The following is a 25,350-nucleotide window of genomic DNA, read 5'->3' as shown; positions in this document are numbered from 1 at the left end:
CCAGAACCCCTTCCCCCGGGCGCAACGTTGAGTAGCGTCGCCGTTACTGCCGTTCGTCCGCACGCCGCATCGGGAGGGGATCAAGCGTGCCCGGAATCGACGAGTGCCTGCTGGAGGCCATGAGCCTGCCGGGGGCGCGCGGGGCCTGGCTGGTCGACTGGACCAGTGGTCTCGCACTCGGGTCGGCGGGCGAATCGCCGGTCGGCGACCATGAGACGACGGCCGCCGAGACCGCCGAACTGGCCCGCGCCGCGGCCGAGTTCGAGTCGCCCGCCGGATCCGCGGACTTAGCCCCGACGGCGGCCGCGGCCGAGGGGCCGCCCGTCGAGGACCTGATCGTCACCACCCCCACCGGCTACCACCTGCTCCGCTTCGTCGAGACCGCCTTCGACAGCAGCGTCTTCCTCCACCTCTGGCTCGACCGCGACACCGGCAACCTCGCCCTGGCCCGGATGCGGCTGGGCGACCTCGCCGAGAGGCTGGTCCTCGGATGAGCCGTACGACCACCGTCTCCCCCATGCTCGTCCGCCTCGCCGCCGAACGGGCCACCGGAGCCCTGCTCCGCGACCACGGCACGCTCTACCTCGTCGACGGCCGGGTCGTGCACGCCGAGAGCCCCTCCTCGCCCGGCCTCGACGTCCTGCTCACCGCCGGCGGCCGGCTGCCCCGCGAGGGCTGGGACGAGGCCGTGCACCGGGCGGGGGCGCACCAGGCCGTCGGCCGCTTCCTCGTCGACTCCGGACGGCTGCACGACGGTGAGCTGGAGATCTGTCACCTCGGCGCCGTGTTCGACGCGGCCTTCTTCGCGCTCGCGCCGGCGAGCGGGCCGACCCGCTTCCGTTACGGGGTGGGGCACTGGTTCGGCACGGTGCGGCCGGTGCCGGCCGAGGCGGTCGAGCGCGAGACCGTACGCCGCCGGGAGCTCCTCGACAGCGCGTGGCCGTACCCGGCCGTCGACAGCGCGCCCGTGGTGCCCCGGCGCGCCGCCCCCGGGCAGCCGGTGGGGGCCAGGCAGCGGGCGCTGCTCGCGGCGGCCGACGGGGTGCGGACCCCGGCGGACATCGCCCGGGCGCTCGGCCGGCCCGCGTTCCACACGCTGCTCGACGTACGGCGGCTCGCGGCGGCGGGCCTGGTGGAGACGCCCGGCGAGCAGCCGCCCCCGACGCCCGCCGTGCCCGCATGGGTCGGCGAGGTCGCCACCGACCCGGACATCGCCCTGCTCCGCCGGCTCCGCGACGCCCTGGAGGCAGCACTGTGATGAGGCGTGCCCTGCGCCTGCGCGCCGAGAGGAGACAACTGATGACCGCAGAAGCCGAGGTCCTCGGCGAACTGAGACGGCTGCGGGCGCGGCTGCCACAGCTGACCGGAGCGCTCGCGGCCAGCGCCGACGGCCTGGTGCTCGCCCAGGACACCGTCGACGGAGAGGCGGAGAGCGTGGCCGCGCTGACGGCGGCCGCGCTCGGTGTCGGGCAGCGGCTGACCGACACCACCGGGCAGGGCGGCTTCCGCGAGCTGCTCGTCCGGGGCGAGCACGGCTATGTGGCGACGTACGCGGCGGGCGGCTCGGCCGTCCTGACGCTCCTCGCGGAGCCCCGGATCAACGTGGGGCGGCTCCATCTGGAGGCCCGCCGTTCGAGCAGCCGGATAGGGGAGCTGGTGGACGGCGCCCTGGAGCGCAGAGACCTGAACTGACCGATCCGGACCGATCCCTCACATCACCGAGAAGGAAGTAAGACAACCATGGCGAACACCGAGACCTCCCTCAAGGAAGCGCTCCAGATCGAAGGCGCGATCGGCGCCGCGCTCGTCGACTACACGAGCGGCATGGCGCTGGGCACCATCGGCGGCGGCAAGGACCTGGACCTGACCGTGGCCGCGGCCGGCAACACGGACGTGGTCCGCGCCAAGGTCCGGGCGATGGAGATGCTGGGCCTGAAGGACGAGATCGAGGACATCCTCATCACCCTCGGCGGCCAGTACCACCTGATCCGCCTGCTCAAGTCCCGCGGCAGCAACGGGCTGTTCCTCTACCTCGCCCTGGACAAGGTCCGTGCCAACCTGGCCATGGCCCGCCTCCAGCTGAAGAAGATCGAGGCACAGCTGGAGCTGTAACGGCCCCGCCAGGGCCCGTCGGCGGATCAGGGCCTAGTCAACGAACAGCCCCCGGGCCGCGGCCTTGGCGTCGAACTCCTCGAGCCTGGACTGCGCGTCCGGCAGACCGTCCGCCATCGCTTCGAGCAGCACACGGCCGAGCAGCATGGGTGCGCAGGCGGTGTCGAAGGCGAGGCCGGTGCCGACGGCGGCGGGGATGAGCAGGTCGCTGTGGGCGGCGACGGGCGCGAAGGCCGACTCGGCGACCGTCACGACGGTGAGGCCGGCCGAGCGGGCGTACTCCAGGGCCTCGACGACCTCGCGCGGATGCCGGGGCAGCGCGAAGCAGAGCAGCGCCGTCGCCCCGGCCCGTACCGCCGCGTCGATACGGTCGGTGAGCATGGAGCCGCCCTCGTCGAGCAGCCGGACGTCGGGGTGGACCTTGGCGGCGAAGTAGGCGAAGCCGCGCGCCTGCGAGGACGCGGCCCGCAGCCCGAGCACGGGCAGCGGCCGCGACCCGGCGAGCAGCCGCCCGGCGCGCTCGACGGGCGCGGGGTCGGCGAGCAGCTCGGCGAGGTGCCGCAGGTTCTCGATCTCGGCGAGCACGGCCTGCTGGTACTCGTTGTGCCCGGTCGCCTCCTCGGCGGCCACGGGCACGCTCTCCCGCAGGTGCTTGCGCAGTGCCGGGTACCCGTCGAAGCCCAGGGCGACGGCGAAGCGCGTCACGGACGGCTGGCTCACCCCGGCGAGCTCGGCCAGCTCCACGCTGGACAGAAACGGCACGTCGGCGGCCCGCCGCACCATGCAGTGCGCGATCCGCCGCTGCGTCGGCGTCAGCCGGTGCCCTTCGAAGAGCGCCTGCAGCCGGCCGGCCGGGCTGTCGCTCATGCCGTCCCCCTTCCACCTATTCACTCACCAAGAACTCTGTATGAGGATATGCAGGAGGGCAAGGGGGAGAGCGGGGGCTCGGCGCGCAGGGGAAGACCCGCGGAAGCGGAAACGAAGCGGATTGCGCGGGGACCGCCGCACCCCCGTTGCCGGGGGGCGGGACGACGGCGGTCCCCGCGAGGGACACGGGCCCGGGTCAGGGCCGGTCCGCGTCCGCGGCGTCGGTGGAGGTCCGGGAGCCGCTCCGGAGGTCCGTGACGCCGACAAGTCCACTGTGCCGGACGCGTGTTAAGCCGATGCTGCGGGTACGTGTCGCGCTCGTACCGGTTGTGCGAACGTACCCGCAGCGGGCGGTCAGTGCTGCTTCGCGCCGCCGTTGGCGGCGAGGAACGCGAGCAGGTCCTGACGGCTGACCACGTCGGTCGGCTTGCCCTCGACCAGCACGATCGCCGCGTCCGCGTCACCGAGGACGGACATCAGGTCGGCGACCGGCTCTCCCGAGCCCACCTGCGGCAGCGGGGCGCACATGTGGTCCTCGAGCGGGTCCTCCAGCGACGCCTTCTGCGTGAACAGCGAGTTCAGGAGCTCGCGCTCGACGACCGAGCCGACGACCTCGGCGGCCATGACGTCGGGGTGGCCGGCGCCGGGCTTGACGATCGGCATCTGGGAGACGCCGTACTCGCGCAGCACCTCGATGGCCTGGCCGACGGTCTCGTCCGGGTGCATGTGGACGAGGGACGGCATGCCGCCCGACTTGTGGCGCAGCACGTCGGCGACGGTGGCGGAGGTGGTGTCCTCCAGGAAGCCGTAGTCGGCCATCCACTCGTCGTTGAAGATCTTCGACAGGTAGCCGCGGCCGGAGTCCGGCAGGATCACGACGACGATGTCGTCCGGGCCGAGGTCCTTGGCGACCTCGAGCGCGGCGACGACCGCCATGCCGCAGGAGCCGCCCACCAGCAGGCCCTCCTCCTTGGCGAGGCGGCGGGTCATCTGGAAGGAGTCCTTGTCCGAGACGGCGACGATGCGGTCGGTGCCGTCACGGTCGTAGGCGGTGGGCCAGAAGTCCTCGCCGACGCCCTCGACCAGGTACGGGCGGCCGGAGCCGCCGGAGTAGACCGAGCCCTCCGGGTCCGCGCCGACGATCTGGACCTTGCCGTCGCTGACCTCCTTCAGGTACTTGCCGGTGCCCGAGATGGTGCCGCCGGTGCCGATGCCCGCGACGAAATGGGTGATCTTGCCGTCGGTCTGCTCCCAGAGCTCGGGGCCGGTGGTCTCGTAGTGCGACCGGGGGTTGTTGGGGTTCGAGTACTGGTCCGGCTTCCACGCGCCCGGCGTCTCGCGCACGAGGCGGTCCGAGACGTTGTAGTACGAGTCGGGGTGCTCGGGGTCGACGGCCGTGGGGCAGACGACGACCTCGGCGCCGTACGCCCGCAGCACGTTGATCTTGTCCGTGGACACCTTGTCGGGGCAGACGAAGATGCAGTGGTAGCCCTTCTGCTGGGCCACGATCGCCAGGCCGACTCCGGTGTTGCCGGAGGTGGGCTCGACGATGGTGCCGCCGGGCTTGAGCGCGCCGCTCTCCTCGGCCGCCTCGATCATGCGCAGGGCGATGCGGTCCTTGACCGATCCGCCGGGGTTGAAGTACTCGACCTTGGCCAGGACCGTCGCCTGGATGCCCGCAGTGACGTTGTTGAGCTTCACCAGCGGGGTATTGCCGACGAGGCTGATCATCGAGTCGTGGTATTGCACCGTAATCTCCGGGGTCTCCGTAATGGTGCTGCCAGCGTATTGCGTGGGATGCGTAGGCGGAGGCGCTTACGGGGCAGTGAGTAACCGAGACGGCTTGAAGGAGGTGACCGGCCCCATGTCGAGAGCGCGGGTGGCACGGCGGATCGCCGCGGGCGCGGCGTACGGCGGCGGGAGCATCGGACTGCTGGGTGTGGCGGCCGTGGGCGTCCTGCTGGCCGAGGTGCAGCTGGCCAAGCGGTCGGTCGGAGGCGGTGTGGCGCCGCTGCCGCCGGGCTCGGACGGGCTGTACGGGCGCGCGTACGGCACCGAGGACCCGCTGCGGCTGGCCCTTCTGGGTGATTCCACCGCGGCCGGCCAGGGCGTGCGCCGCACCGGGCAGACCCCGGGGGCCCTGCTCGCCTCGGGTCTCGCCGCGGTGGCCGAGCGTCCGGTGGAACTCAGGAACGTGGCGCTGCCCGGGGCGTGCTCGGACGACCTGGAGCGCCAGGTCTCGCTGCTGCTCTCCGCCCGGGGCGGTGCCCCCGACGTCTGCGTGATCATGATCGGCGCGAACGACGTGACCCACCGGATGCCGGCCACCCAGTCGGTGCGCTGTCTGGCGACCGCGGTGCGGCGGCTGCGGACCGCGGGCGCGGAGGTCGTGGTGGGCACCTGCCCCGACCTGGGCACGATCGAGCCGGTCTACCAGCCGCTGCGCTGGCTGGCCCGGCGGGCCTCCCGGCAGCTGGCGGCGGCGCAGACGATCGTGGTGGTCGAGCAGGGCGGGCGGACGGTCTCGCTCGGCGACCTGCTCGGTCCGGAGTTCGCGGCGAACCCGCGCGAGATGTTCGGCGTGGACAACTTCCACCCCTCGGCCGAGGGGTACGCGACGGCGGCGATGGCGATACTGCCGACGGTCTGCGCGGCGCTCGCCGTGTGGCCGGAGGCGGACCGGATCGACGCGGACCGGCACGAGAACATGCTGCCGGTGGCGAAGGCGGCGGCCGAGGCGGCCAGGGAGGCCGGCACCGAGGTCACCGGCGCCCGGGCACCCTGGGCCCTGCTCAAGCACCGCAGGCGCCGGCGGCTGCCGGTCCCGGGGGCGACGGCCGGGGAAGCGACCCGGGATGCGGCCGGGGATGCGGCCGAGCAGGCGGCCGGGGAGGTGGATACGCCGGACCCGGGGACGGACACTCGAAGTGCGCCCCTGTGGCAGGACTGACCCGCACCGGCCAAGCCCTGCTGAGCGAGCGCTTAGAAAAGAGGTCCGCATCACACGCCCGGGCCGGTGACCCCGTGCGGTACGTACGGGTAACTTCCCTTTCTGTCCGCCCACCCAGCACCCTCCTGGAGCCGTGATGCCCGAAGCCGTCATCGTCTCGACCGCCCGTTCCCCGATCGGCCGGGCCTTCAAGGGCTCCCTGAAGGACCTGCGTCCCGACGACCTCACCGCCACGATCATCCAGGCCGCCCTCGCCAAGGTCCCCGAGCTGGACCCGCGCGACATCGACGACCTGATGCTGGGCTGCGGTCTGCCCGGCGGCGAGCAGGGCAACAACCTGGGCCGGATCGTGGCCGTGCAGATGGGGATGGACCACCTCCCCGGCTGCACGATCACCCGCTACTGCTCCTCCTCGCTGCAGACCTCGCGCATGGCGCTGCACGCGATCAAGGCGGGCGAGGGCGACGTCTTCATCTCGGCCGGCGTCGAGATGGTCTCCCGCTTCGTCAAGGGCAACTCCGACTCGCTGCCCGACACGCACAACCCGTTCTTCGCCGAGGCCGAGGCCCGCACCGCCGAGGTCGCCGCCTCCGAGGGCTCCACCTGGCACGACCCGCGCGAGGACGGCGTGGTCCCGGACGCGTACATCGCCATGGGCCAGACCGCCGAGAACCTGGCCCGCTGGAAGGGCGTCACGCGCCAGGAGATGGACGAGTTCGGCGTACGGTCGCAGAACCTCGCCGAGCAGGCCATCAAGAACGGCTTCTGGGAGCGCGAGATCACCCCGGTGACGCTGCCCGACGGCACGGTCGTCTCCGCGGACGACGGCCCGCGCGCCGGCGTCACCCTGGAGGGCGTCTCCGGCCTCAAGCCCGTCTTCCGCCCCGACGGCCTGGTCACCGCCGCCAACTGCTGCCCGCTGAACGACGGCGCCGCCGCGCTCGTGATCATGTCCGACACCAAGGCGCGCGAGCTGGGCCTGACCCCGCTGGCCCGGATCGTCTCCACCGGCGTCTCGGGCCTGTCCCCCGAGATCATGGGCCTCGGCCCGGTCGAGGCGTCGAAGCAGGCCCTCGAGCGGGCCGGTCTGACCACCGGCGACATCGACCTGGTCGAGATCAACGAGGCCTTCGCCGCGCAGGTCATCCCGTCCTACCGCGACCTGGGCTTCGACCTGGACAAGGTCAACGTCAACGGCGGCGCCATCGCCGTCGGCCACCCCTTCGGCATGACGGGCGCCCGGATCACCGGCACGCTCATCAACAGCCTGCAGTTCCACGACAAGCAGTTCGGTCTGGAGACCATGTGCGTCGGCGGCGGCCAGGGCATGGCCATGGTCATCGAGCGGCTGAGCTGAGCCGCAGCGCGACCAAGAGCGGTGAGCGGCTGAGCTGAGCGGCCGAGCCCGACCCGCACGATGGTCCGCGAGCTACCGGACCAACCGCCTCGCGTCCAAGCCGTGACCGAATCTCCCCCAGGATGTGACTTACATCCCGGGGGAGACCCGTTTTCCCAGGTCACAGCCACATCAGGACTAAACACCAGGCACAAATACCTGTCCATTTCGTGACGTAATGCACTGACAGGGAGCGCCACCCCACGACAAGCTGATGTAGGAAGTCGGGGGATCGACTCGGAATCGGGAGTACGTCAGTGAGCGCACTGTCTCTTGCCCTGCTGGTGACCACGGCTGCTGCCACGGCCGTGGGTGCCGCCGCCCTGCACGCCGCCCATGGTCTCCGCAAGCAGGTCACCGCGCTGCGCGTCGAGCTCGCCGCGGCGGGCGGCGTGACCGTCCCCCAGGCCCGCCAGACGCCCGCCGCCGAGATACGGGCCGCGGTCGCCGAGGCGCTGGCCGAGGAGCGCGAGCGCGAGCTGGCCGAGGCGCGGGCCTTCTGGGCCGCGCAGGAGGCCCGGGACGCCGCCGACGCCCCGTCGCTGCTGGGTGGCGCGGCCGGCCCGGCCGACGAGGGGCCGTACTACGTGCCGCGCCAGGCCGACTTCGTGGGCCTGGAGGCGATGGCCCTGGAGGCCATGGAGGCGGAGGCCGCCGCGCTCGACGGCCCCGACCCGCTGGACTCCTTCGACACCTTCGACGCCCTGGACGAGTTCCCCGAGCCGGCCGGGCCGGCCGAGTACGCCGAGGACTCCCCCGAGCTGGCCGCGGCCCGCCGCCGCCACCCCTCGCACCCCGACTTCGTGCCGGTCCAGACCCCGGTGGTCACCGACCACGAGCGCACGGTGGCGCGCCTGGAGGAGTTGGCCGACACACGCACGGCCCTGACCGACGTCCGGCCCGGCCCGCTGGGCACGCTCGACGTGTACGTCTTCGCCGACGGCACCACGCTCTGCATGACCCCCGGCCACCGCGAGACCGCCGAGCGGCTGGCCGACGCCCTGCAGGCCGGCCACACCCCGGTCCTGCTCGGCGGCTCGGGCGTCTCCGGCGCCTACGCCCTGACGTTCTCCTGCGGCGAGGCCGCCGAGGACAACGTGTACATCCTCGCGGACCGCGTGATCGCCAGCCTCTGACACCCCGCGGAGGGACACCCCGCCGGAGGAGCCCCCCTACGGCGGCGGGAACGGGCCCTGATCGGCCGGACGCCCCCTAGAGGCCCGAGCGGCCCTCCGCCTCCCGTACGAGCCTCACGGCCTCGTCCAGGTCCCCCTCGGGGGCACCGGCCGGGGCCGTTCGCAGTGTTTCGGCCAGATCCGCGGCGGCGACCACCAGTTGGTCGGCGACGGCGAACATGCCCGCGTCCGGCATGGTCAGCGGCGGCCGTCCGGGGAACTCGGCGCGCTGCGCCCGGGTCGCCAACTCCCGTGCCAGCCGGAGCCCTTCTGCGGCCGCGCCGCGCTCGAGACGGCTCTGCGGGGCGGCCCGCAGCCGGTCGGCGAACCGCTCTGCGGCGGCGGTCAGTTCACTCGTATCGCGCACGGTGCGACCCTATGCGCCGTCCGGGCACCATTGCCAACGGGCGAACGCTGGGGCACGGTGACGTGAAGGAGCACACGGCACAACGCGTCCGGAGGCGCCGATGTCCCACGCATTCTCCGAAGAGACCCATCGCAATCTCCTCGCCCGCATCCCTCATTGCACCGGTCGTGAGATCTCCGACTGGCTGAAGACCGTCGAAGAAGGCCCTTCCCTCATCCGATTCGAGGAGAAGGTCAGCTGGTTGCGCGGCGCTCACGACCTCGCGTACGGCCACGCCAAGGCGATCATTCACGAGTACGACCTCCGCCGGGCCGCGCGCCGCATGCTCTGACGGACGGGAGCGATCGTTCTCCCGCTGCCCTGTACAGTGGGAGAACGATGGTTCTCCCACGTGAGGCAGGCAAGGGGTGACCGGTCATGGACACCGAGACCGCCGAGCTGAGGCTCCTGGAGACGGCCGAGACCCTGTTCGACGAGCGGGGCGTGCAGGCCGTCGGCATGGACGCCATCCGCAGCGAGTCCGGGGTCTCCCTCAAGCGCCTCTACCAGCTGTACCCATCCAAGGACCATCTGGTCTGGGCCGTCCTCAAGCGCCGTGACGCCGCCGTCCGCGAGGCCATCGCCGCCCATGGGGCCACCCACGCCACCACGCCGTACGAGCGGGCCCTCGCGGTCTTCGACTACCTCGGCGGCTGGTTCGCCGACCCCGCCTTCCGGGGCTGCGCCTTCATCAACACCTTCGGCGAGATGGGCGGCATCTCGACCGACATCGCCGCCATCGCCCGCGGGCACAAGCAGGCCCTGCGCGACTACCTCGCCGAGCAGACGGACGCCCTGGGCGCCCCGCCCGCCCTCGCCGACCAGCTCGCCCTGCTCGTCAACGGCGCCATGGCCGTCGCCGGCATCAACGGCACCTCCGAGCCGGCCGCCCAGGCGAAGGACGCGGCCAGGGTGCTGCTGGACGCGGCCGTCTCGTCGTAGCGAAAGCGGAGGGGCCCGCCCGGCGGATGCCGGACGGGCCCCTCGCTCACCTCTGGGGTCAGTCGTCGCCCTGGAGGATCGACAGCAGACGCAGCGCCTCCAGGTAGATCCACACCAGGGTCATGGTGAGGCCGAAGGCCGCCAGCCAGGACTCCTCACGCGGAGCGCCGTAGGTGATGCCGTCCTCGACCTGCTTGAAGTCGAGGGCCAGGAAGCACGCGCCGAGGACGATGCCGATGACACCGAACAGGATGCCGAGGCCGCCGCTGCGGAAGCCGAGGCCGTCGCCGCCGGCGAAGACGGCGAACAGCAGGTTGACCGCCATCAGCAGGATGAAGCCCATGGCGGCCGCCATCACGAAGCCGTAGAAGCGGCGGGTGACGCGGATCCAGCGCATCTTGTACGCGATCAGCACGCCGGCGAAGACCGCCATGGTGCCGAGCACGGCCTGCATGACGACGCCGTCCGCGATGTACGTGGAGACGGCGGCGGAGATCACGCCGAGGAAGACACCCTCGAAGGCCGCGTAGCCCAGGATCAGCGCCGGCACGGGCTTGCGCTTGAAGGACTGGACGAGCGACAGGACCAGGGCCACCAGGGCGGCGCCGATGCCGATGCCGTAGGACTTGCCCAGGTTCGCCGGGTCGACCGGCAGCAGCAGCCAGGCCAGGACGGCGGTGAGCACGACCGTACCGAGCGTGATGGCCGTGCGGCTCACCACGTCGTCGATCGTCATCACGTTGCCGCGGACCTGCTGCGGCGCGCCCAGCTGCGCGTCCTGCGGGGCGTACGGGTTGGTCGCGTACGGGTTCGCCGCGCCCTCGGCGTACGGGTTGCCGGTGGCGTACGGGTTGGTTCCTACGGCGGGGCCCCCGGCCTGCGGCTGCTGCGCGTTGAAGCCCGCGGTGCCGTTGTCGCGGCTGAACCCCCGTCGCGAGAAGACCGGGTTGCTGCTCCTCATCTCACTCCTCCATGGCCGCACTGCGCGGCCTTGGCACAAGAGTAATGCGAAGGCAAAAGAAACTCCCTCGTGCTGGGGGAGGATCTTTATCACGATCGTGTCGAGGAGTGCCCGGAACCGGATTCGAACCGGTACGGCCTGTAGGCCAGCGAGGTTTAAGCTCGCCGTGTCTGCATTCCACCATCCGGGCGTGACGCGGGGCTCCGCGTTGGCACAGGAGCCTATCGGGGCGCATCGCTCGTTCAGCGGAACGGCCACTCGATGTTGTCTTATTTTATTGACACCTGAGGGTGTGTCAGTGCAGGTGGGGGCCCTTCGGGCGAAGTGTGACAGGGGTCGCACCAGCAAAGACCCGGGGGCCGGATTGACGAAAACTCGCCGCCGGAGTCCGTCACCTCCGCCGCCTCCCCCGCGCCCCGCCCCCGTCCCCCCGCCTCGGGGTCGCCGTCATACCTCAGGAGGAGGGCGGGCCCGGGCGGTCCGACTCGAGGCTGCCCAAGGAACGGGCACGTGGACGGACGCCACGGCCCTGAACGCTCGACACGATGGAGTGGTTCCCGAACATCCGCTGTGACAGGAGTCGCCGTCGTGACCACCACCCCCACCGTGCCCCGCTCCACCGCGACGGCGGTGGCCGCCCGCGCCACCGACCTGTCGAAGGTCTACGGACAGGGCGAGACCCAGGTGGTCGCCCTCGACCGGGTCAGCGTGGACTTCCGGCAGGGCGAGTTCACCGCGATCATGGGCCCCTCCGGCTCCGGCAAGTCGACCCTGATGCACTGCGTCGCCGGTCTCGACTCCTTCAGCGCCGGCTCCGTCCGGATCGGCGAGACCGAGCTCGGCTCTCTGAAGGACAAGCAGCTCACCCAGCTGCGCCGGGACAAGATCGGCTTCATCTTCCAGGCGTTCAACCTGCTGCCGACGCTGACCGCCCTGGAGAACATCACGCTGCCGATGGACATCGCGGGCCGCAAGCCCGACAAGCAGTGGGTGCAGCAGGTCATCGACATGATCGGCCTCTCCGGCCGGCTCAGCCACCGCCCCGCGCAGCTCTCCGGCGGCCAGCAGCAGCGCGTGGCCGTGGCCCGCGCGCTGGCCTCCAAGCCCGAGATCATCTTCGGTGACGAGCCGACCGGAAACCTGGACTCGCGCTCCGGCGCGGAGGTGCTCGGCTTCCTGCGCAACTCGGTGCGCGAGCTCGGCCAGACCGTCGTGATGGTCACCCACGACCCGGTCGCCGCCTCCTACGCCGACCGCGTGATCTTCCTCGCGGACGGCCGGATCGTCGACGAGATGCTCCACCCGACGGCGGACGGCGTGCTCGACCGCATGAAGGCCTTCGACGCCAAGGGCCGCACGAGCTGACGCGGCCTCACCGCCCGCGCCCCCCGTCTTCCGTCCGCCGTCCCACCTTCCGTTCAGGACACCCCATGTTCCGTACCGCCCTGCGCAATGTGCTCGCGCACAAGGCCAGGCTGCTGATGACCGTGCTCGCCGTGATGCTCGGCGTGGCCTTCGTCTCCGGCACCCTCGTCTTCACCGACACGCTCTCCAACGCCTTCCGCAACCAGTCCGCCAAGAGCTACGACGACGTCGCCGTGGCCATCAGCGCCGCCCCGAACCAGAAGGACCCGAACCAGACGCCGGGCCTCTCCGAGCAGACCCGGCAGAAGATCGCCTCGCTCGACGGCGTCGCCAGGGCCACCGGCCGCGTGAACGGCTTCGCCGGCGTGCCGGACAAGGACGGCAAGCTGATCGGCGCCGGCTGGTCCAACAAGGGCACCAACTTCGCGCCCGGCCAGGACGGCAAGGACCCGGCGTACACCTTCACCACCGGTGAGGGCCCGGTGCGGGGCGACCAGATCGCCCTCGACCAGGACACCGCCGACAAGGGCGCGTACAAGGTCGGCGACCGCGTCCGCGTCGCGACCAACGGCCCCGTCGAGACCTACACGCTCTCCGGCGTCTTCACCACCGAGGACGGCGCCGTGAACGCCGGCGGCAGCCTCGTGCTGTTCGACACCGCGGTCGCCCAGAAGCTCTACCTGAAGCCGGGCCACTTCCTGGACATCACCGTCACCGGCAAGCCCGGCGTGGACGACGACAGGATCCTGGCCGCCGTGAAGCCGGTGGTCGGCGACACCGCCGACATCGAGACCGGTCAGGCCCTCGCCGACCGGCAGGCCAAGGACATCGAGGCCGGCCTCGGCGCGCTCAACAACATGCTGCTCGCCTTCGCCGCCATCGCGCTGTTCGTCGGCGTCTTCCTGATCTCCAACACCTTCACGATGCTGGTCGCCCAGCGCACCAAGGAACTCGCGCTGATGCGCGCCGTCGGCGCCTCGCGCAAGCAGATCACCCGCTCCGTGCTCGCGGAGGCCGGTCTGGTCGGCGTGGTCGCCTCCGTGATCGGCTTCGGGCTCGGCATCGGTCTCGCGGTCGCGCTGCGCGCCGGTATGAACGCCTTCGGTCTGAAGGTGCCGGCCGGCGACCTGGTGGTCGGCGTCACCCCGCTGGTCTCCGCGCTCGCCGTCGGCGTCCTGGTCACCATGCTGGCCGCCTGGCTGCCCGGCCGCCGGGCCGCGAAGATCCCGCCGGTCGCCGCCATGAGCAGCGTCCACGCGGTCGCCACCACGAAGTCCCTGGTCGTGCGCAACACCATCGGCGCGCTCATCACCGCCGCCGGTGTCGGCGCCATCGTCCTCGGCGCCGGCAAGGGCGGCGACGACGGCCGGATGCTGATCGGTGGAGGCGCGTTCCTCGCCCTCATCGGTGTGATCGTGCTGATCCCGCTGCTGTCCCGCCCGGTGATCGCGCTGGCCCGGCCGGTCCTGAAGGCCTTCGGCGTGGCCGGTTCCCTGGCCGGGCAGAACGCGGTCCGCAACCCGCGCCGCACCGGCGCCACGGCCTCCGCGCTCGCCATCGGTCTCACCCTGGTCACCGGTCTGTCGGTGCTCGGCGCCACGGTCGGCTCGGCCGTGGACCGGATGACGACCGACCAGATCAAGGCCGACTACATGATCTCCATGGCCAGCGGGGACGGCCTCAACCAGGCCGCGCTCGACGCCGTGGAGAAGACCGCGGGCGCCACGGCGGTCTCGCCCCAGCAGGCGGGCTACCTCCAGGTGAAGGGCGACTTCAAGTCGGTCTCCGGTGTCACCCCGGGCGACGTCGAGAAGGTGCTCAACCTCAAGGTCGTCGACGGCTCGCTCGGCTCGCTCGCCGACGGCCAGGTCGCGGTCGCCGACAAGACCGCGGAGAAGCAGGGCTGGAAGGTCGGCTCGACCCTGCCGGTGGAGTACTCCGACAAGAAGAAGGGCGAGCTGAAGGTCGGCGCGGTCTACGAGGAAAGCGAGTTCGTCTCGCCGCTCGTCCTGGACGCGAAGATCCTCAACCTGCACGACCCCAAGCCGTACATCCCGCAGATCTTCGTCAAGATGGACGGCGGCCCGTCGGACGCGGCCGAGAAGGCCGTGATGAAGGCGCTCGGCGACAACCCGGCCATGACGGTCATGGACCAGAAGGACATCCGCGACACGTTCGGCGGCGTCATCAACATGATGCTGAACATCATGTACGGCCTGCTGGCGATGGCCCTGATCATCGCGGTGCTCGGAGTCGTCAACACGCTGGCGATGTCGGTCTTCGAGCGCCAGCAGGAGATCGGCATGCTGCGGGCGATCGGTCTCGACCGGCGCCGGGTGAAGCGGATGGTGCGTCTGGAGGCCGTGGTCATCTCGATGTTCGGCGCGGTGGTCGGCATCGGCCTCGGTTCGTTCCTCGGCTGGGCGATCGGCGAGACGATGAAGAGCAGCCTGCCCGGCTACGCGCTGGTCCTCCCGTGGGGCCGGATCGGAATCTTCCTGCTCCTGGCCGGACTGGTCGGCGTGCTCGCCTCCCTGTGGCCGGCCCGCAGCGCGGCGAAGCTGAACATGCTCTCCGCCATCAAGGCCGAGTAGGGCTCCGTACGACAGGAAGGGCCGGGTTCCCGTGGGAGCCCGGCCCTTCGGTCCGTCTACGGGGTCAGCTGCCCGCGCAGTACGTCATCAGGTACTGGTGGTTGGCCTTGTACTGGTCGTAGAGAGCGGCGTTGTCTATCTTCAGCAGCGTCTCGTCGTTGGCCCGCAGCGCCGGGTAGGTGTAGTTGTGGCTGCCGGTCCACACGAGCTTCCGGCCGGCCACGCCGTCGTACGTGCCCTCCACGAGCAGGTACTTGGAGTGCAGGCCCGCCTTGGCGACGCCGGTGCCGCGGTCCTCGTAGCACTGGACGCGCTGGGTGAGCTTGCCGGAGATCACCGACTCGACGCCCGCGCTCATGGAGCCGGGCGCGCCGTCGTGGGCGAGGATCACGGAGCAGCCGGCGTTCTTCAGGGCGACGAGCTTGCTCGCCACCTCGTCACGGGTGAAGAGGTTGGCGGCCATGCGGATCTGGGTGCCGCCGGTGCAGCTGACGTTGTCGAGGATCAGCTTGACGGTGTCGGTGGAGGCGTCCTTGTCGTACGTGGTGCCCGTGGCCTCCTTGCGCGGGAAGAAGTACGCCTTGTAGGGGCCGCTGGCCGGGGTCTTGTAGTAGTGGCTCAGGCCGGCGCCGGTGCTGCCGTAGGAGAGCAGGTCGGCGAAGTAGGACTGGTAGATGCCGTAGAGGCCGGTGTCGACGATCGTGACGGCGTTGTTGAACAGGTCGGTGCGCTGGACGCCGGTCATGTTGGCCGAGGTCTGCACGACGACGTCGTCGGCGCCGCCGGTGTTCGAGAACAGCCAGAACTTGTTGTGGTTGATGGCGCCGTCGGCGTCGCCGGGCAGCGCCCGGGAGCCGATGCAGCCGCGGCCGGCGGGGCAGGCGAAGACCCAGGAGGCCTGGGTGCGGTCGGTGCCGAGGGCCGTGACCAGGTGGTCGTACTCGCCGCCCTCCATGGTGACGGAGGTGTGGTCGACGATGACCTTGACGTTGACGCCCCGGGTCTTGGCGGCGCCGAGCGCGTCGGTGACGGAGTCGTCGGTGAAGGTGTAGAGGCCGGCGGTGATGGTGGAGCCGGCGGGGGCCTGGCCGATGAGGTCGACGATGTGGTCGCGGACCCGGTTCTGCGCGGCGGCGTCGCCCGACGGGTCGTTGAAGGTGGCCGTGGTGGTCACGGCGGCCGTCGCGGCGGCCGGGGCGACGGCGGGGGCGACGGTCGGGGTGGCGGCCGGGGCGGCGCTGCCCGGGATCGTGGACAGCCCGAGCAGACCCGCGGCGGCGGCCAGGGTGAGCAGCAGACGGGTGGTGGGACGAGTCAAGACGTTCCCCCTCGAAGTGGCGTAGACATGACAATTCGGACGTCAAAAAGGCGGGTCGCCGGCTCGCACCGGCGTCCCGCCTTGTCCGGAGTCCGAAGTTCCGAACGTATCAACGTCCTTCGGACTCACTCCACACCCTCGGCCTGAGCGGCATCCCCGAGCCGCCCGAGACCGGCGTCTTCACGGCGAGGAACTGGTTCACCCCGATCCGGTTCCGCTCGAAGGACACCGCCGACGCCGCCATGTACAGCCGCCAGATCCGCGCACGGCCGGGCGACGTCAGCCGCACCGCCCGGTCCCAGGCCGCCTCCAGATTGGCCACCCAGCGGCGCAGCGTGAGCGCGTAGTGCTCGCGGATCGCCTCGACGTCCCGCACTTCGAAGCCCGCGTCCTCAAGCGTCGTCAGGGTCCGCCCCATCGGGGCGAGTTCGCCGTCGGGGAAGACGTACGCGTCGATGAACGCGTCCACCTCATAGGCCTCCTCGTCCGGCTCGGGGCGGCGCGCGATCTGGTGGTTGAGCAGCCGCCCGCCGGGCTTCAGGAGCCCGTACAGCGTGTCCGCGTACTCCCGGTAGCGCACCGCGCCCACGTGCTCGGCCATGCCGATCGAGGAGATCGCGTCGAACGGCCCGTCGGTGACGTCCCGGTAGTCCTGCACACGGATCTCGATCCGGTCGGTCAGGCCCTCCTCCGCGATCCGCTTGCGGGCGTACGCGGCCTGCTCGCGCGAGAGGGTGACGCCGACGACCCGGGCCCCGTACTCACGCGCCGCGTGGATGGCCATGGAGCCCCAGCCGCAGCCGACGTCCAGCAGCCGGTCGCCCTCCTTCAGGTGGAGCTTGCGGGCGATCAGGTCCAGCTTGTCGCGCTGGGCGTCCTCCAGGGTGCTGCCGGCGACGTCATCGGGCCAGTACGCGCACGAGTAGACCATCGACGGTCCGAGCACCAGCTCGTAGAAGTCGTTGCCCACGTCGTAGTGATGGCTGATCGCCTGCTTGTCCCGGCGCTTGCTGTGCCGCACTCCGCTGCGGCCCCGCATCTCCTCCACCGGCGGCTTCGGTGGCGGGAAGGGCCCGGCCAGCTTCAGGAGCGTGGCGGCGGCGGCCCGCACCTTCGGGTCCCGCACGGTCTCCAGCGCGCCCCGAGACTCGTCCCCGCGCTCCCAGAGGAACCCGGCGAGCCGGTCCAGGACCGCGTACAGGTCCCCCTCGACGTCGATCTCGCCGGCCACCCAGGCGCGGGCGAGCCCCAGCTCGCCCGGCTTCCACAGCAGCCTGCGCAGCGCGCGGCGCTCGCGGACGACCAGCACGGGGCCGTCCGCAGGACCAGCTTCACTGCCGTCCCACGCCCGCAGTCGCACCGGGAGCGGAGCTCCCAGCACATCCTCGGCAAGGGCGGTCAGCCGCGACGCGGCGTCGGCCATGGTGCAACACCTCCGTGGTCTCGTGCCCCAGACATGCTCGTCACCAAGGGAACACCGTCCGTAGGCGTTCTCATCCCATTCGCGCGTCAACACCGGGAAAAAACACGCGAAGGGCCGCCCGCACCACGGATGGCGGACGGCCCTTACGGGGGTACTGCTGGGGTGCTGCGGAGGTTACGAGGCCTTGGCCTTCTCCTGCACCGGGGCGGCCGGCGCCGGGGCGGGCTTGGCCGCCTCGTAGAACTCCTCGCGCGGCGTCTCCATGGCACCCAGGGAGACGACCTCGCGCTTGAGGAACATCGCCAGGGTCCAGTCGGCGAAGACGCGGATCTTGCGGTTCCAGGTCGGCATCGCCATGCCGTGGTAGCCACGGTGCATGTACCAGGCGAGACGGCCCTTGAGCTTGATCTTCATCTTGCCCATGACGATCATCGCGACGCCCTTGTGGAGGCCGAGACCCGCGACCGCGCCCTTGTTGGAGTGCGCGTACTCCTTCTGCGGGAAGCCGCGCATGCCGGCCACGACGTTGTCGCCGAGGACCCTGGCCTGCCGCAGGGCGTGCTGGGCGTTCGGCGGGCACCAGGCGTTCTCGACACCGGCACGGCGCGAGGCCATGTCCGGGACCTGGGCGTTGTCGCCCGCGGCCCACACGTGGTCGAGACCGTTGACCTGGAGCTTCTCGTTGCAGTCCACGTGGCCGCGGGGGCCGAGCGGCAGACCGAAGCGGGCGAGCGCCGGGTTCGGCTTCACGCCGGCGGTCCACACGATCGTGTTGGAGTCGACCTCGAGGCCGTTCTTCAGCACGACGTGGCCGTCGACGCAGGAGTCCATGGAGGTCTGCAGGTAGATCTCGATGCCGCGGCTCTCGAGGTGCTCCTTGCCGTACTGGCCGAGCTTCGGGCCGACCTCGGGAAGGATCTTGTCGGCGGCGTCGACCAGGACGAAGCGCATGTCCTCGCGCTTGACGTTCTGGTAGTACTTCGCCGCGTCGCGGGCCATGTCCTCGACCTCGCCGATGGTCTCTGCGCCGGCGAAGCCGCCGCCCACGAAGACGAAGGTCAGCGCCTTGCGGCGGACCTCCTCGTCGGTCGTCGAGTCGGCCTTGTCCAGCTGCTCGAGGACGTGGTTGCGCAGGCCGATGGCCTCCTCGATGCCCTTCATGCCGATGCCCTGCTCGGCGAGGCCGGGGATCGGGAAGGTGCGGGAGACGGCACCCATCGCGATGACCAGGTAGTCGAACGGCAGCTCGTACGCCTCGCCGACGAGCGGCGCGATCGTGGCGACCTTGCGGTCCTGGTCGATGGTGGTGACCCGACCGGTGAGCACCTCGGCTCCGCGCACGACGCGTCGCAGCGGGACGACGACGTGGCGCGGCGAGATGCTGCCGGCGGCGGCTTCGGGGAGGAAGGGCTGGTAGGTCATGTACGACCGCGGGTCGACGACCGTGACGGTCGCCTCGGCGTAGCGCATCTTCTTGAGAATGCGCCGAGCCGCGTACAGGCCTACGTACCCACCGCCTACTACGAGGATCCTGGGACGCTCCGTGGTGCTCATGCCATCGAGTATCCACCTCCCACTGGGGGGTCGCTCGTGCGCCCCTTCACAAGCTTCTGGGAGACCTCTGCTACACTCCGCCGCCCACGTGACCCAGGTCATGGTCCAGCAAAGGAACCAGGGTGTAACGGCGGACGTTGTTCACCCCTTGTGAACTGGCCCGGAGAGCCTTCCTTAACGCTGAACCAAGGGGTGCGTTCACACGATGGAAACAACGAGCGAAGTGGGCCCCGCGCCTGCGAAAGGGCCCTGAGAAGCCCCTCGGAGGGACCGAAGACCCTCCTTGGGGCCCGTCAGGGCCCTTTCTCTTGTGAAGAACTTCACGAAGCTTTCCGACGCGGCGTCGCCAGAGGGGCGCCGGAGCCCTCGATAGCTGCCCGCTATGCGACGGATAGGGCGATCCCATCGAGGATGTCGTGCTCGCTGACGACGACCTCGGCGGCGCCCGTGCGCTCCATGATCTCCAGCAGGACGAGCGCTCCCGCGATGATCACGTCGACCCGGCCGGGGTGGATGACCGGGATCGCGGCCCGCTCGTCGTGGGTGGAGCCGAGCAGCCGCTCCACGACCTCGGCGACCCGGGTACGGGAGATCCGCGCGTGGTGGATCTTCGTGGAGTCGTACTCGGGGAGCCCGAGCGCGATGGCGGCCACCGTCGTGACCGAGCCGGCCAGGCCCACCAGGGTCTCGGCCGCTCCGATCGGCACGGTCTCGGCGGCGAGGTCGAGCGCGGCCCGTACGTCGGCGCGGATCGCGGCGATCTCCTCGGCGGCAGGCGGGTCGTGCCGCACATGCCGCTCGGTCAGGCGTACGCAGCCGATGTCGACCGAACGGGCCGCCTCGACGTGCTTGTTGCCCACCACGAACTCGGTCGAGCCGCCGCCGATGTCCACGACCAGGCGCCGGTCGTCGCCGTGCAGCTCGCCGGTGGCGCCGGTGAAGGAGAACTCCGCCTCCTGGTCACCGGTGATGACCTCGGGCTCGACGCCCAGGATCGCCATCACGCCGTCGACGAAGTCGGCCCGGTTCTCGGCGTCGCGGGAGGCGGAGGTGGCCACGAAGCGCACCTTCTCCGCCCCGAGCTCCTCGATCACCGCCGCGTACGCACGGCAGGCGGCGAAGGTCCGCTCCAGCGCTTCGGGGGCGAGCCGGCCGGTGCGGTCGACGCCCTGGCCGAGCCGGACGATCGTCATCCGCCGGTCCAGCTCGATGAGCTCGCCCGTCTCCGGATGGACGTCGGCGACCAGCAGGCGGATGGAGTTCGTCCCGCAGTCGATTCCGGCGACCCGGGTCATCGCGCGGACTCCTGCTCACCGTTGCCGGCGCCCTCGCCGGCGTCCTTGGCGTCCTTGCCGGCGTCCTTGCCCGCGCACGGGTCGACGCAGGGGCCCTTCGCCCACCACTCCGGCAGCATCGCGATCGCCTCGTCGCCGAACGGGTTCACGCCCGGCCCGGCGACCAGCGAGTGGCCGACGAGCACGTGCAGGCACTTGACCCGGTCCGGCATGCCGCCGGCGCTCGGGAAGCCCTCCAGGACCTCGATGGCGTCCCGGCGCGCGAGGTAGTCCTCGTGCGCGGCCCGGTAGGCGGCGGCGAGCTCCGGGTCGGTGGCGAGCCGGGCCTGCATCTCCTTCATGACCCCGTTGGCCTCCAGGGTCCCGATGGCCGAGGCCGCCCGGGGGCAGGTCAGGTAGTACGTGGTCGGGAACGGGGTGCCGTCGGGCAGCCGCGGCGCGGTCTCGACGACGTCCGGGTTGCCGCACGGGCAGCGGTGCGCGATGGCACGCAGGCCGCGGGGCGGCCGGCCGAGCTGGGCCTCGAACGCGGCGACGTCCGCGTCGGTGGGCTCGGTGCGTTCGGTCTGCGGAGGGGGCGTTTCCATCATCGATCCTGGGTTGGGTCAGTGGCGGTCGGCGTTGTCCACGCCGTCCCACAGGTTGTCGTACCAGGGGCGGTCCGTCGCGCCCTGGTCGGTGCGGGGCCGGTGCTCCGCGTCCGGGTCGTTCACGGTGAAGCCGGTCTCGCCGGGCATCACGTAGTGCAGGTGTTCGCGGGCCAGCCGGCGCACGTAGGCGGGGTCCTGGAGGCGGGCCTTCTCGTCCCGGAGCTCCTCGACCCGCTGGGCGGCCTCGGCCGCCTTGCGCTGCTGGTCGGCGATCTCGCCCTGCTGGGAGACGTACTGCCGCATCGGGTAGGCGAGCGCCACCACGAGCGAGCAGACGACCAGGGCGAGGAAGGCCGCGCGGCCGGTGAGCCGGGAGCGGCGGGCCTGTCGGCGGGTCTGGGAGCGGTAGACACGGGCGGCGGTCTGCTCGCCGAGCAGCCTGATCCGGGTCGCGGTCGAGAACCGGTCCCGGTCCTTCACGGCCATGTCGTACGCCTCCCCTTTTGCTGCCGGCCCTGTTCACACGCACGTCCCCGCACACGGTACGGGACCGAGTGCGGGGACGTACGGATCGGAGCAGGTGTCAGCCCTGGCCCCGCTTAATCAGTTCGCCGTGCGAAACCGCGGGAAGGCGCTGCGGCCGGCGTAGACCGCGGCGTCGTCGAGGATCTCCTCGATGCGCAGGAGCTGGTTGTACTTGGCGACGCGCTCGGAGCGGGCCGGGGCACCGGTCTTGATCTGGCCGCAGTTGGTGGCGACGGCCAGGTCGGCGATGGTGACGTCCTCGGTCTCGCCGGAGCGGTGCGACATCATGCACTTGAAGCCGCTGCGCTGGGCCAGCTCGACGGCGTCCAGGGTCTCGGTCAGCGAGCCGATCTGGTTGACCTTGACCAGGAGGGCGTTCGCGGTGCCCTCCTCGATGCCGCGGGCCAGGCGCTCCGGGTTGGTGACGAACAGGTCGTCGCCGACCAGCTGCACCTTGGTGCCGAGCTTGTCGGTGATGACCTTCCAGCCGGCCCAGTCGTCCTCGAACAGCGGGTCCTCGATGGAGACCAGCGGGTACGCGGCGACGAGCTCCTCGTAGTACTCGGTCATCTCGGCGGCCGAGCGGGACTTGCCCTCGAACTCGTACGAGCCGTCCTTGTAGAACTCGGAGGCGGCGACGTCGAGCGCGAGCGCGATGTCCTTGCCGGGCACGTAGCCGGCCTGCTTGACGGCCTCGAGGATGAGGTCGAGGGCCTCGCGGTTGGAGCCCAGGTTCGGGGCGAAGCCGCCCTCGTCGCCGAGGCCGGTGGACAGGCCCTTGTCCTTCAGGACCTTCTTGAGGGTGTGGTAGACCTCGGTGCCCCAGCGCAGGGCCTCGGAGAAGGACTCCGCGCCGATCGGCGCGATCATGAACTCCTGGATGTCCACGTTGGAGTCGGCGTGCGAGCCGCCGTTCAGGATGTTCATCATCGGAACGGGCAGCAGGTGCGCGTTCGGGCCGCCGAGGTAGCGGAAGAGCGGCAGGTCGGAGGCCTCGGAGGCGGCGTGCGCGACGGCGAGGGAGACGCCGAGGATGGCGTTGGCGCCGAGCGAGGACTTGTCCGGGGTGGCGTCCAGGTCGAACATCGCCTGGTCGATCAGGCGCTGCTCGGTGGCGTCGTAGCCGACCAGCTCGGGGCCGATCTGCTCGATGACGGCGAGGACGGCCTTCTCGACGCCCTTGCCCTGGTAACGGTTGGGGTCACCGTCGCGGAGCTCAAGGGCCTCGAACGCACCGGTGGAGGCACCGGACGGGACGGCAGCACGGCCGGTGCTGCCGTCGTCGAGGCCGACCTCGACCTCGACCGTGGGGTTGCCTCGGGAGTCCAGGATTTCCCGGGCTACGACGACGTCGATGGACGGCACGAGCATCTCCTTCTGGGATGTGACGCTGGGTGTGACGCATGCGGCAAGGACTCGTTTCGCCTTGCGGCAAGAGCCTAACCGGCTCAGGCGCTCCGGCCTGCCCGGCGCCCGCCCGCTGGGACGAAAAAGGACCCGGGGGCATGCATCTCGGGACGAAAGGCCCCGTACTACTCAGGGGTAATGGGGAAACCCCGGCCCGGAGCGCACGGGGGAAGGGCACTCCGGGCCGGGGTGGTCACCGCGGGGGGAAGGTCGTCAGGCTCACTTGAGGTGGAGCTGCTGGCCCGGGTAGATCAGGTCGGCGTCCTGGACGATGTCCTTGTTCAGCTCGAAGAGCTTGGCCCAGCCGCCCTTGACGCCGTGCGCCTGGGCGATCTTGCTGAGGGTGTCGCCGGCGACGACCATGTACTCGCCGTCACCCTTCTTGACCTTCTTGCCGGTCGGCGTGGTGACGGTCTTCTTGGACTCGGCCTTCTTCGGCGCCGGGCGCTTCTCGCTGCGCGTGGCCGGCTGCTCGGCGGAGCGCTGGGTCGAGGCGGCGGGCTTCGACGGGGCCGCGGGCTTCGCCGGAGCCGCGGGCTTCGACGGGGCGGCGGCGGTGTCGTTGGCGGCGTTGGACAGGCCCACGCCACAGCTCGGCCACGCGCCCTTGCCCTGGCCGGCCAGGACCTTCTCGGCGATGGCTATCTGCTGCGCCTTCGAGGCCTGGTCGGCGGTCGCGGCGTAGGCGGTGCCGCCGTACGCGGCCCAGGTGGAGGCCGAGAACTGCAGGCCGCCGTAGTAGCCGTTGCCGGTGTTGATGGACCAGTTGCCGCCGGACTCGCACTGGGCGACGGTGTCCCACTCGGCGGTGGTGGCGGCCGAGGCGGTGCCGGCGGTCATGAGCGGGGCCGCGACGGCGACGCCGGCGACACCGACGAGCGCGACGGCGCGGGTGGCCTTGGAGGGACGGCGGTGCTTGCCCTTACCGGAAAGCAGCATGGAAGTTCTCCTCACCGACGCCTACGAGGTGAGCTGTCGGGTTCGGGCCTGATGAGTTGCCCGGCCGCGTGACCTGCACGCGGCTCCACCCCAAGCCGATCGCCGGCCGTCTGTCTCAACGGCCGGGGCCGGCACTTACCTTGGGTCCCCCGGTCCTGCCTTCGGCGCTTGCGCGACGACTGTTCCCGTCGGTCGGCGGCAGGATTCGGCGTACCGGTCGACGGGGCCCGCGGTGGCGAGCGGTGACGACCGTAGACATAGACCCGGCGGAAGTTCAAAGTCCATCAACCCGGAAATATCGCCCCTACTTGCTCCCCCAAAAGGGGTGTTTGCGCAGGTGAGGGGCGACACGAGCAAAGTTTGCGGACGCGACACGCCAGTTCGGCAAGAGAGACCCATGTCTCACTTGGACAGAACGGACATCAGCCCGCGAACTACCCCTTGGATGCGAGGGATTCGAGCGTCAGCTCAAGGCTCTGACCAGGGAGGATGAGATCCGGATCGGCACCCACCGTCCCCTTGTTGGCGTCGTACAGCGCGGTCCAGCCTCCGGGGAGGGCGTTCTCCTGCGCAATGTCCGACAGACTGTCACCCGGCTTGACGGTGTATTCGTCCAGCTTGTCCGAGCTGACCGAATTATCCGCCGCCGTACCGTCGGTCGCGTCACCCTTCGACCCGTCAGCCGGGGCCGCATGGCGTCCGGATTCGGACGTGTCGTCCTTCTTGCCCGAATCCTCGGACGCGGCGTCACCCCGGTGCTTGCCGGTGCCGGGAGAGGCCGTACCGGACGCACCCGGCGTACCGGGCGTAACCGTCGTACCCGGCGTAAGGGACGCATCGGGCGTGCCGGGGGTCACGGGGGTGGCGGGCGAGGTCGAGGGCCCGCCCGGGGTCACCGGGTAGGTGGGGTTCGCCGGGTCCGTTGAGGGCGCGGACGCGCCGGGGGTGGACGTCGACGGCGAGGTCGAGGGGGCGACCGGGCCCGCGTGCTTGCCGCCGGCCTCGCCGTCGGTCTTGCCGTCGGCCGTGCCGGAGCCCGCCGGCAGGCCGTCGGTCCGGTTCGACTCGGGGAGCGGGCCGGTGGCCTCCTTGGCCGGGACGCCCGGGCCCGGGTCGACGGCCGGCGCCTTGCCGTCGTTGGTCAGGCCCGCGATCGGGGCGCAGGTGGCCCACTGGGCGTCGCCCGCGGCGAGCGCCTTGTCGGCGATCGTGATCTGCTGGGCGCGGCTGGCGAGGTCGGCGCTCGGCGCGTACGCGAGGCCGCCGTGGCGCTCCCAGCTCTCCTGGCTGAACTGCAGCCCGCCGTAGAGCCCGTTGCCGAAGTTGGCGCTCCAGGCGCCGCCCGACTCACACTCGGCGACCCGGTCCCAGGTCGGGGCGTCGGCGGCGGAGGCGGAGCCGGTGGCGAGCAGCGGCAGTGCCATGGCCGAGCCGGTGACACCGGCGGCGACGACGAGTGCGGGGGCCTGGCGGGGTCTGCGGTGACGTCCGTTCCCGGAGCGCATACGGGGTGCCTTTCGCGTGACTGCTG

Annotated in this window: 24 protein-coding genes, 1 tRNA gene and 1 riboswitch; of the genes, 11 read left to right on the top strand and 14 right to left on the bottom strand. The window is 71.1% G+C overall.

All coding sequences use genetic code 11. From position 1 onward, the window contains the following. The first annotated feature begins 86 nt into the window (after positions 1 to 86). Genes ACIGEZ_RS32690 through ACIGEZ_RS32675 form a run of 4 tightly spaced genes read left to right on the top strand, consistent with a single transcriptional unit; the run spans position 87 to position 2,112 of the window. Positions 87 to 494 (top strand): hypothetical protein, encoded by a 408-nt coding sequence (locus ACIGEZ_RS32690; protein ID WP_399838547.1) that lies wholly within the window; start codon positions 87 to 89, stop codon positions 492 to 494. Further along, positions 491 to 1,258, top strand: a complete 768-nt coding sequence (locus tag ACIGEZ_RS32685; protein WP_399838544.1) for a transcriptional regulator — start codon at positions 491 to 493, stop codon at positions 1,256 to 1,258. The genes ACIGEZ_RS32690 and ACIGEZ_RS32685 overlap by 4 nt, the downstream gene beginning before the upstream one ends. After that, complete coding sequence (locus ACIGEZ_RS32680) at positions 1,258 to 1,692, top strand: roadblock/LC7 domain-containing protein (RefSeq protein WP_399838542.1); 435 nt, start codon at positions 1,258 to 1,260, stop codon at positions 1,690 to 1,692. Before ACIGEZ_RS32685 ends, ACIGEZ_RS32680 begins: the two co-directional genes overlap by 1 nt. Positions 1,693 to 1,740: 48 nt before the next feature. Beyond that, the gene (locus tag ACIGEZ_RS32675; RefSeq protein ID WP_399838539.1) at positions 1,741 to 2,112 is read left to right on the top strand and encodes a hypothetical protein; all 372 of its coding nucleotides are present in this window, start codon (positions 1,741 to 1,743) and stop codon (positions 2,110 to 2,112) included. Positions 2,113 to 2,145: 33 nt separating this feature from the next. Here ACIGEZ_RS32675 and ACIGEZ_RS32670 read toward each other — a convergent pair whose 3' ends face one another. Both ACIGEZ_RS32670 and ACIGEZ_RS32665 read right to left on the bottom strand, forming a co-directional pair. Further along, positions 2,146 to 2,979, bottom strand: a complete 834-nt coding sequence (locus ACIGEZ_RS32670; protein WP_399838537.1) for a MurR/RpiR family transcriptional regulator — start codon at positions 2,977 to 2,979, stop codon at positions 2,146 to 2,148. A gap of 354 nt (positions 2,980 to 3,333) precedes the next feature. After that, on the bottom strand, positions 3,334 to 4,728 hold the full coding sequence (locus tag ACIGEZ_RS32665) for a cystathionine beta-synthase (protein WP_399838534.1): 1,395 nt from the start codon (positions 4,726 to 4,728) through the stop codon (positions 3,334 to 3,336). A 115-nt stretch (positions 4,729 to 4,843) separates the two neighbouring features. Between ACIGEZ_RS32665 and ACIGEZ_RS32660 the strand changes: the two genes are divergently transcribed. From ACIGEZ_RS32660 to ACIGEZ_RS32650, 3 genes are all read left to right on the top strand, one after another. Continuing rightward, entirely contained in the window at positions 4,844 to 5,929 is a 1,086-nt protein-coding gene (locus ACIGEZ_RS32660) for an SGNH/GDSL hydrolase family protein (RefSeq protein WP_399838531.1), read from the top strand. A 136-nt stretch (positions 5,930 to 6,065) separates the two neighbouring features. Further along, positions 6,066 to 7,286 carry an acetyl-CoA C-acetyltransferase gene (locus ACIGEZ_RS32655; RefSeq protein ID WP_399838528.1) on the top strand — a complete coding sequence of 407 codons (1,221 nt, stop codon included), beginning with the start codon at positions 6,066 to 6,068 and terminating at the stop codon, positions 7,284 to 7,286. Positions 7,287 to 7,582: 296 nt separating this feature from the next. Then, positions 7,583 to 8,461, top strand: coding sequence for a hypothetical protein (locus tag ACIGEZ_RS32650; RefSeq protein ID WP_399838527.1), 879 nt, complete (start codon positions 7,583 to 7,585; stop codon positions 8,459 to 8,461). Positions 8,462 to 8,537: 76 nt separating this feature from the next. Here the strand turns inward: ACIGEZ_RS32650 and ACIGEZ_RS32645 are convergent, their stop codons facing one another. After that, the gene (locus tag ACIGEZ_RS32645) at positions 8,538 to 8,867 is read right to left on the bottom strand and encodes a hypothetical protein (RefSeq protein ID WP_399838524.1); all 330 of its coding nucleotides are present in this window, start codon (positions 8,865 to 8,867) and stop codon (positions 8,538 to 8,540) included. 100 nt (positions 8,868 to 8,967) lie between these two features. Here ACIGEZ_RS32645 and ACIGEZ_RS32640 point away from each other — a divergent pair, with 100 nt between their 5' ends. Then, positions 8,968 to 9,198 (top strand): DUF4287 domain-containing protein, encoded by a 231-nt coding sequence (locus ACIGEZ_RS32640; protein WP_399838521.1) that lies wholly within the window; start codon positions 8,968 to 8,970, stop codon positions 9,196 to 9,198. A gap of 86 nt (positions 9,199 to 9,284) precedes the next feature. After that, positions 9,285 to 9,848 carry a TetR/AcrR family transcriptional regulator gene (locus ACIGEZ_RS32635; RefSeq protein ID WP_399838518.1) on the top strand — a complete coding sequence of 188 codons (564 nt, stop codon included), beginning with the start codon at positions 9,285 to 9,287 and terminating at the stop codon, positions 9,846 to 9,848. Positions 9,849 to 9,906: 58 nt separating this feature from the next. Here ACIGEZ_RS32635 and ACIGEZ_RS32630 read toward each other — a convergent pair whose 3' ends face one another. After that, entirely contained in the window at positions 9,907 to 10,809 is a 903-nt protein-coding gene (locus ACIGEZ_RS32630) for a Bax inhibitor-1/YccA family protein (protein WP_399838515.1), read from the bottom strand. A gap of 108 nt (positions 10,810 to 10,917) precedes the next feature. Further along, positions 10,918 to 10,999: transfer RNA gene (locus tag ACIGEZ_RS32625), tRNA-Leu, on the bottom strand. A gap of 398 nt (positions 11,000 to 11,397) precedes the next feature. Here ACIGEZ_RS32625 and ACIGEZ_RS32620 point away from each other — a divergent pair. Both ACIGEZ_RS32620 and ACIGEZ_RS32615 read left to right on the top strand, forming a co-directional pair. Beyond that, on the top strand, positions 11,398 to 12,174 hold the full coding sequence (locus tag ACIGEZ_RS32620; RefSeq protein WP_399838511.1) for an ABC transporter ATP-binding protein: 777 nt from the start codon (positions 11,398 to 11,400) through the stop codon (positions 12,172 to 12,174). A gap of 65 nt (positions 12,175 to 12,239) precedes the next feature. Further along, a complete protein-coding gene (locus ACIGEZ_RS32615) occupies positions 12,240 to 14,768 on the top strand; it encodes an ABC transporter permease (RefSeq protein ID WP_399838509.1) in 2,529 nt (842 codons plus the stop codon). A 64-nt stretch (positions 14,769 to 14,832) separates the two neighbouring features. Here ACIGEZ_RS32615 and ACIGEZ_RS32610 read toward each other — a convergent pair whose 3' ends face one another. From ACIGEZ_RS32610 to ACIGEZ_RS32570, 9 genes are all read right to left on the bottom strand, one after another. Beyond that, entirely contained in the window at positions 14,833 to 16,086 is a 1,254-nt protein-coding gene (locus tag ACIGEZ_RS32610; protein ID WP_399838506.1) for a phospholipase D-like domain-containing protein, read from the bottom strand. Positions 16,087 to 16,195: 109 nt separating this feature from the next. Further along, a complete protein-coding gene (locus tag ACIGEZ_RS32605; RefSeq protein WP_399838504.1) occupies positions 16,196 to 17,509 on the bottom strand; it encodes a class I SAM-dependent methyltransferase in 1,314 nt (437 codons plus the stop codon). A gap of 174 nt (positions 17,510 to 17,683) precedes the next feature. Continuing rightward, positions 17,684 to 19,063 (bottom strand): NAD(P)/FAD-dependent oxidoreductase, encoded by a 1,380-nt coding sequence (locus ACIGEZ_RS32600; RefSeq protein ID WP_399838501.1) that lies wholly within the window; start codon positions 19,061 to 19,063, stop codon positions 17,684 to 17,686. A gap of 380 nt (positions 19,064 to 19,443) precedes the next feature. Beyond that, positions 19,444 to 20,358: an exopolyphosphatase gene (locus tag ACIGEZ_RS32595; protein WP_399838498.1), complete on the bottom strand. Its 915-nt coding sequence runs from the start codon at positions 20,356 to 20,358 to the stop codon at positions 19,444 to 19,446. Then, entirely contained in the window at positions 20,355 to 20,945 is a 591-nt protein-coding gene (locus tag ACIGEZ_RS32590) for a DUF501 domain-containing protein (protein WP_399838495.1), read from the bottom strand. The genes ACIGEZ_RS32595 and ACIGEZ_RS32590 overlap by 4 nt, the downstream gene beginning before the upstream one ends. Before the next feature lie 18 nt (positions 20,946 to 20,963). Beyond that, complete coding sequence (locus ACIGEZ_RS32585) at positions 20,964 to 21,434, bottom strand: septum formation initiator family protein (RefSeq protein ID WP_399838492.1); 471 nt, start codon at positions 21,432 to 21,434, stop codon at positions 20,964 to 20,966. Positions 21,435 to 21,551: 117 nt separating this feature from the next. Further along, complete coding sequence (eno, locus tag ACIGEZ_RS32580) at positions 21,552 to 22,838, bottom strand: phosphopyruvate hydratase (RefSeq protein WP_399838489.1); 1,287 nt, start codon at positions 22,836 to 22,838, stop codon at positions 21,552 to 21,554. A 261-nt stretch (positions 22,839 to 23,099) separates the two neighbouring features. Then, complete coding sequence (locus ACIGEZ_RS32575) at positions 23,100 to 23,819, bottom strand: transglycosylase family protein (protein ID WP_399838486.1); 720 nt, start codon at positions 23,817 to 23,819, stop codon at positions 23,100 to 23,102. Between the two features lie 3 nt (positions 23,820 to 23,822). Beyond that, a riboswitch (cyclic di-AMP (ydaO/yuaA leader) is annotated at positions 23,823 to 23,996 on the bottom strand. A gap of 257 nt (positions 23,997 to 24,253) precedes the next feature. Continuing rightward, positions 24,254 to 25,324, bottom strand: a complete 1,071-nt coding sequence (locus ACIGEZ_RS32570) for a transglycosylase family protein (RefSeq protein WP_399838483.1) — start codon at positions 25,322 to 25,324, stop codon at positions 24,254 to 24,256. Positions 25,325 to 25,350: the final 26 nt, after the last annotated feature.

The sequence above is a fragment of the Streptomyces sp. NPDC085481 genome (genome assembly GCF_044541845.1).
GTDB lineage: Bacteria > Actinomycetota > Actinomycetes > Streptomycetales > Streptomycetaceae > Streptomyces.
This window is presented reverse-complemented; position numbering and strand designations above follow the sequence as displayed.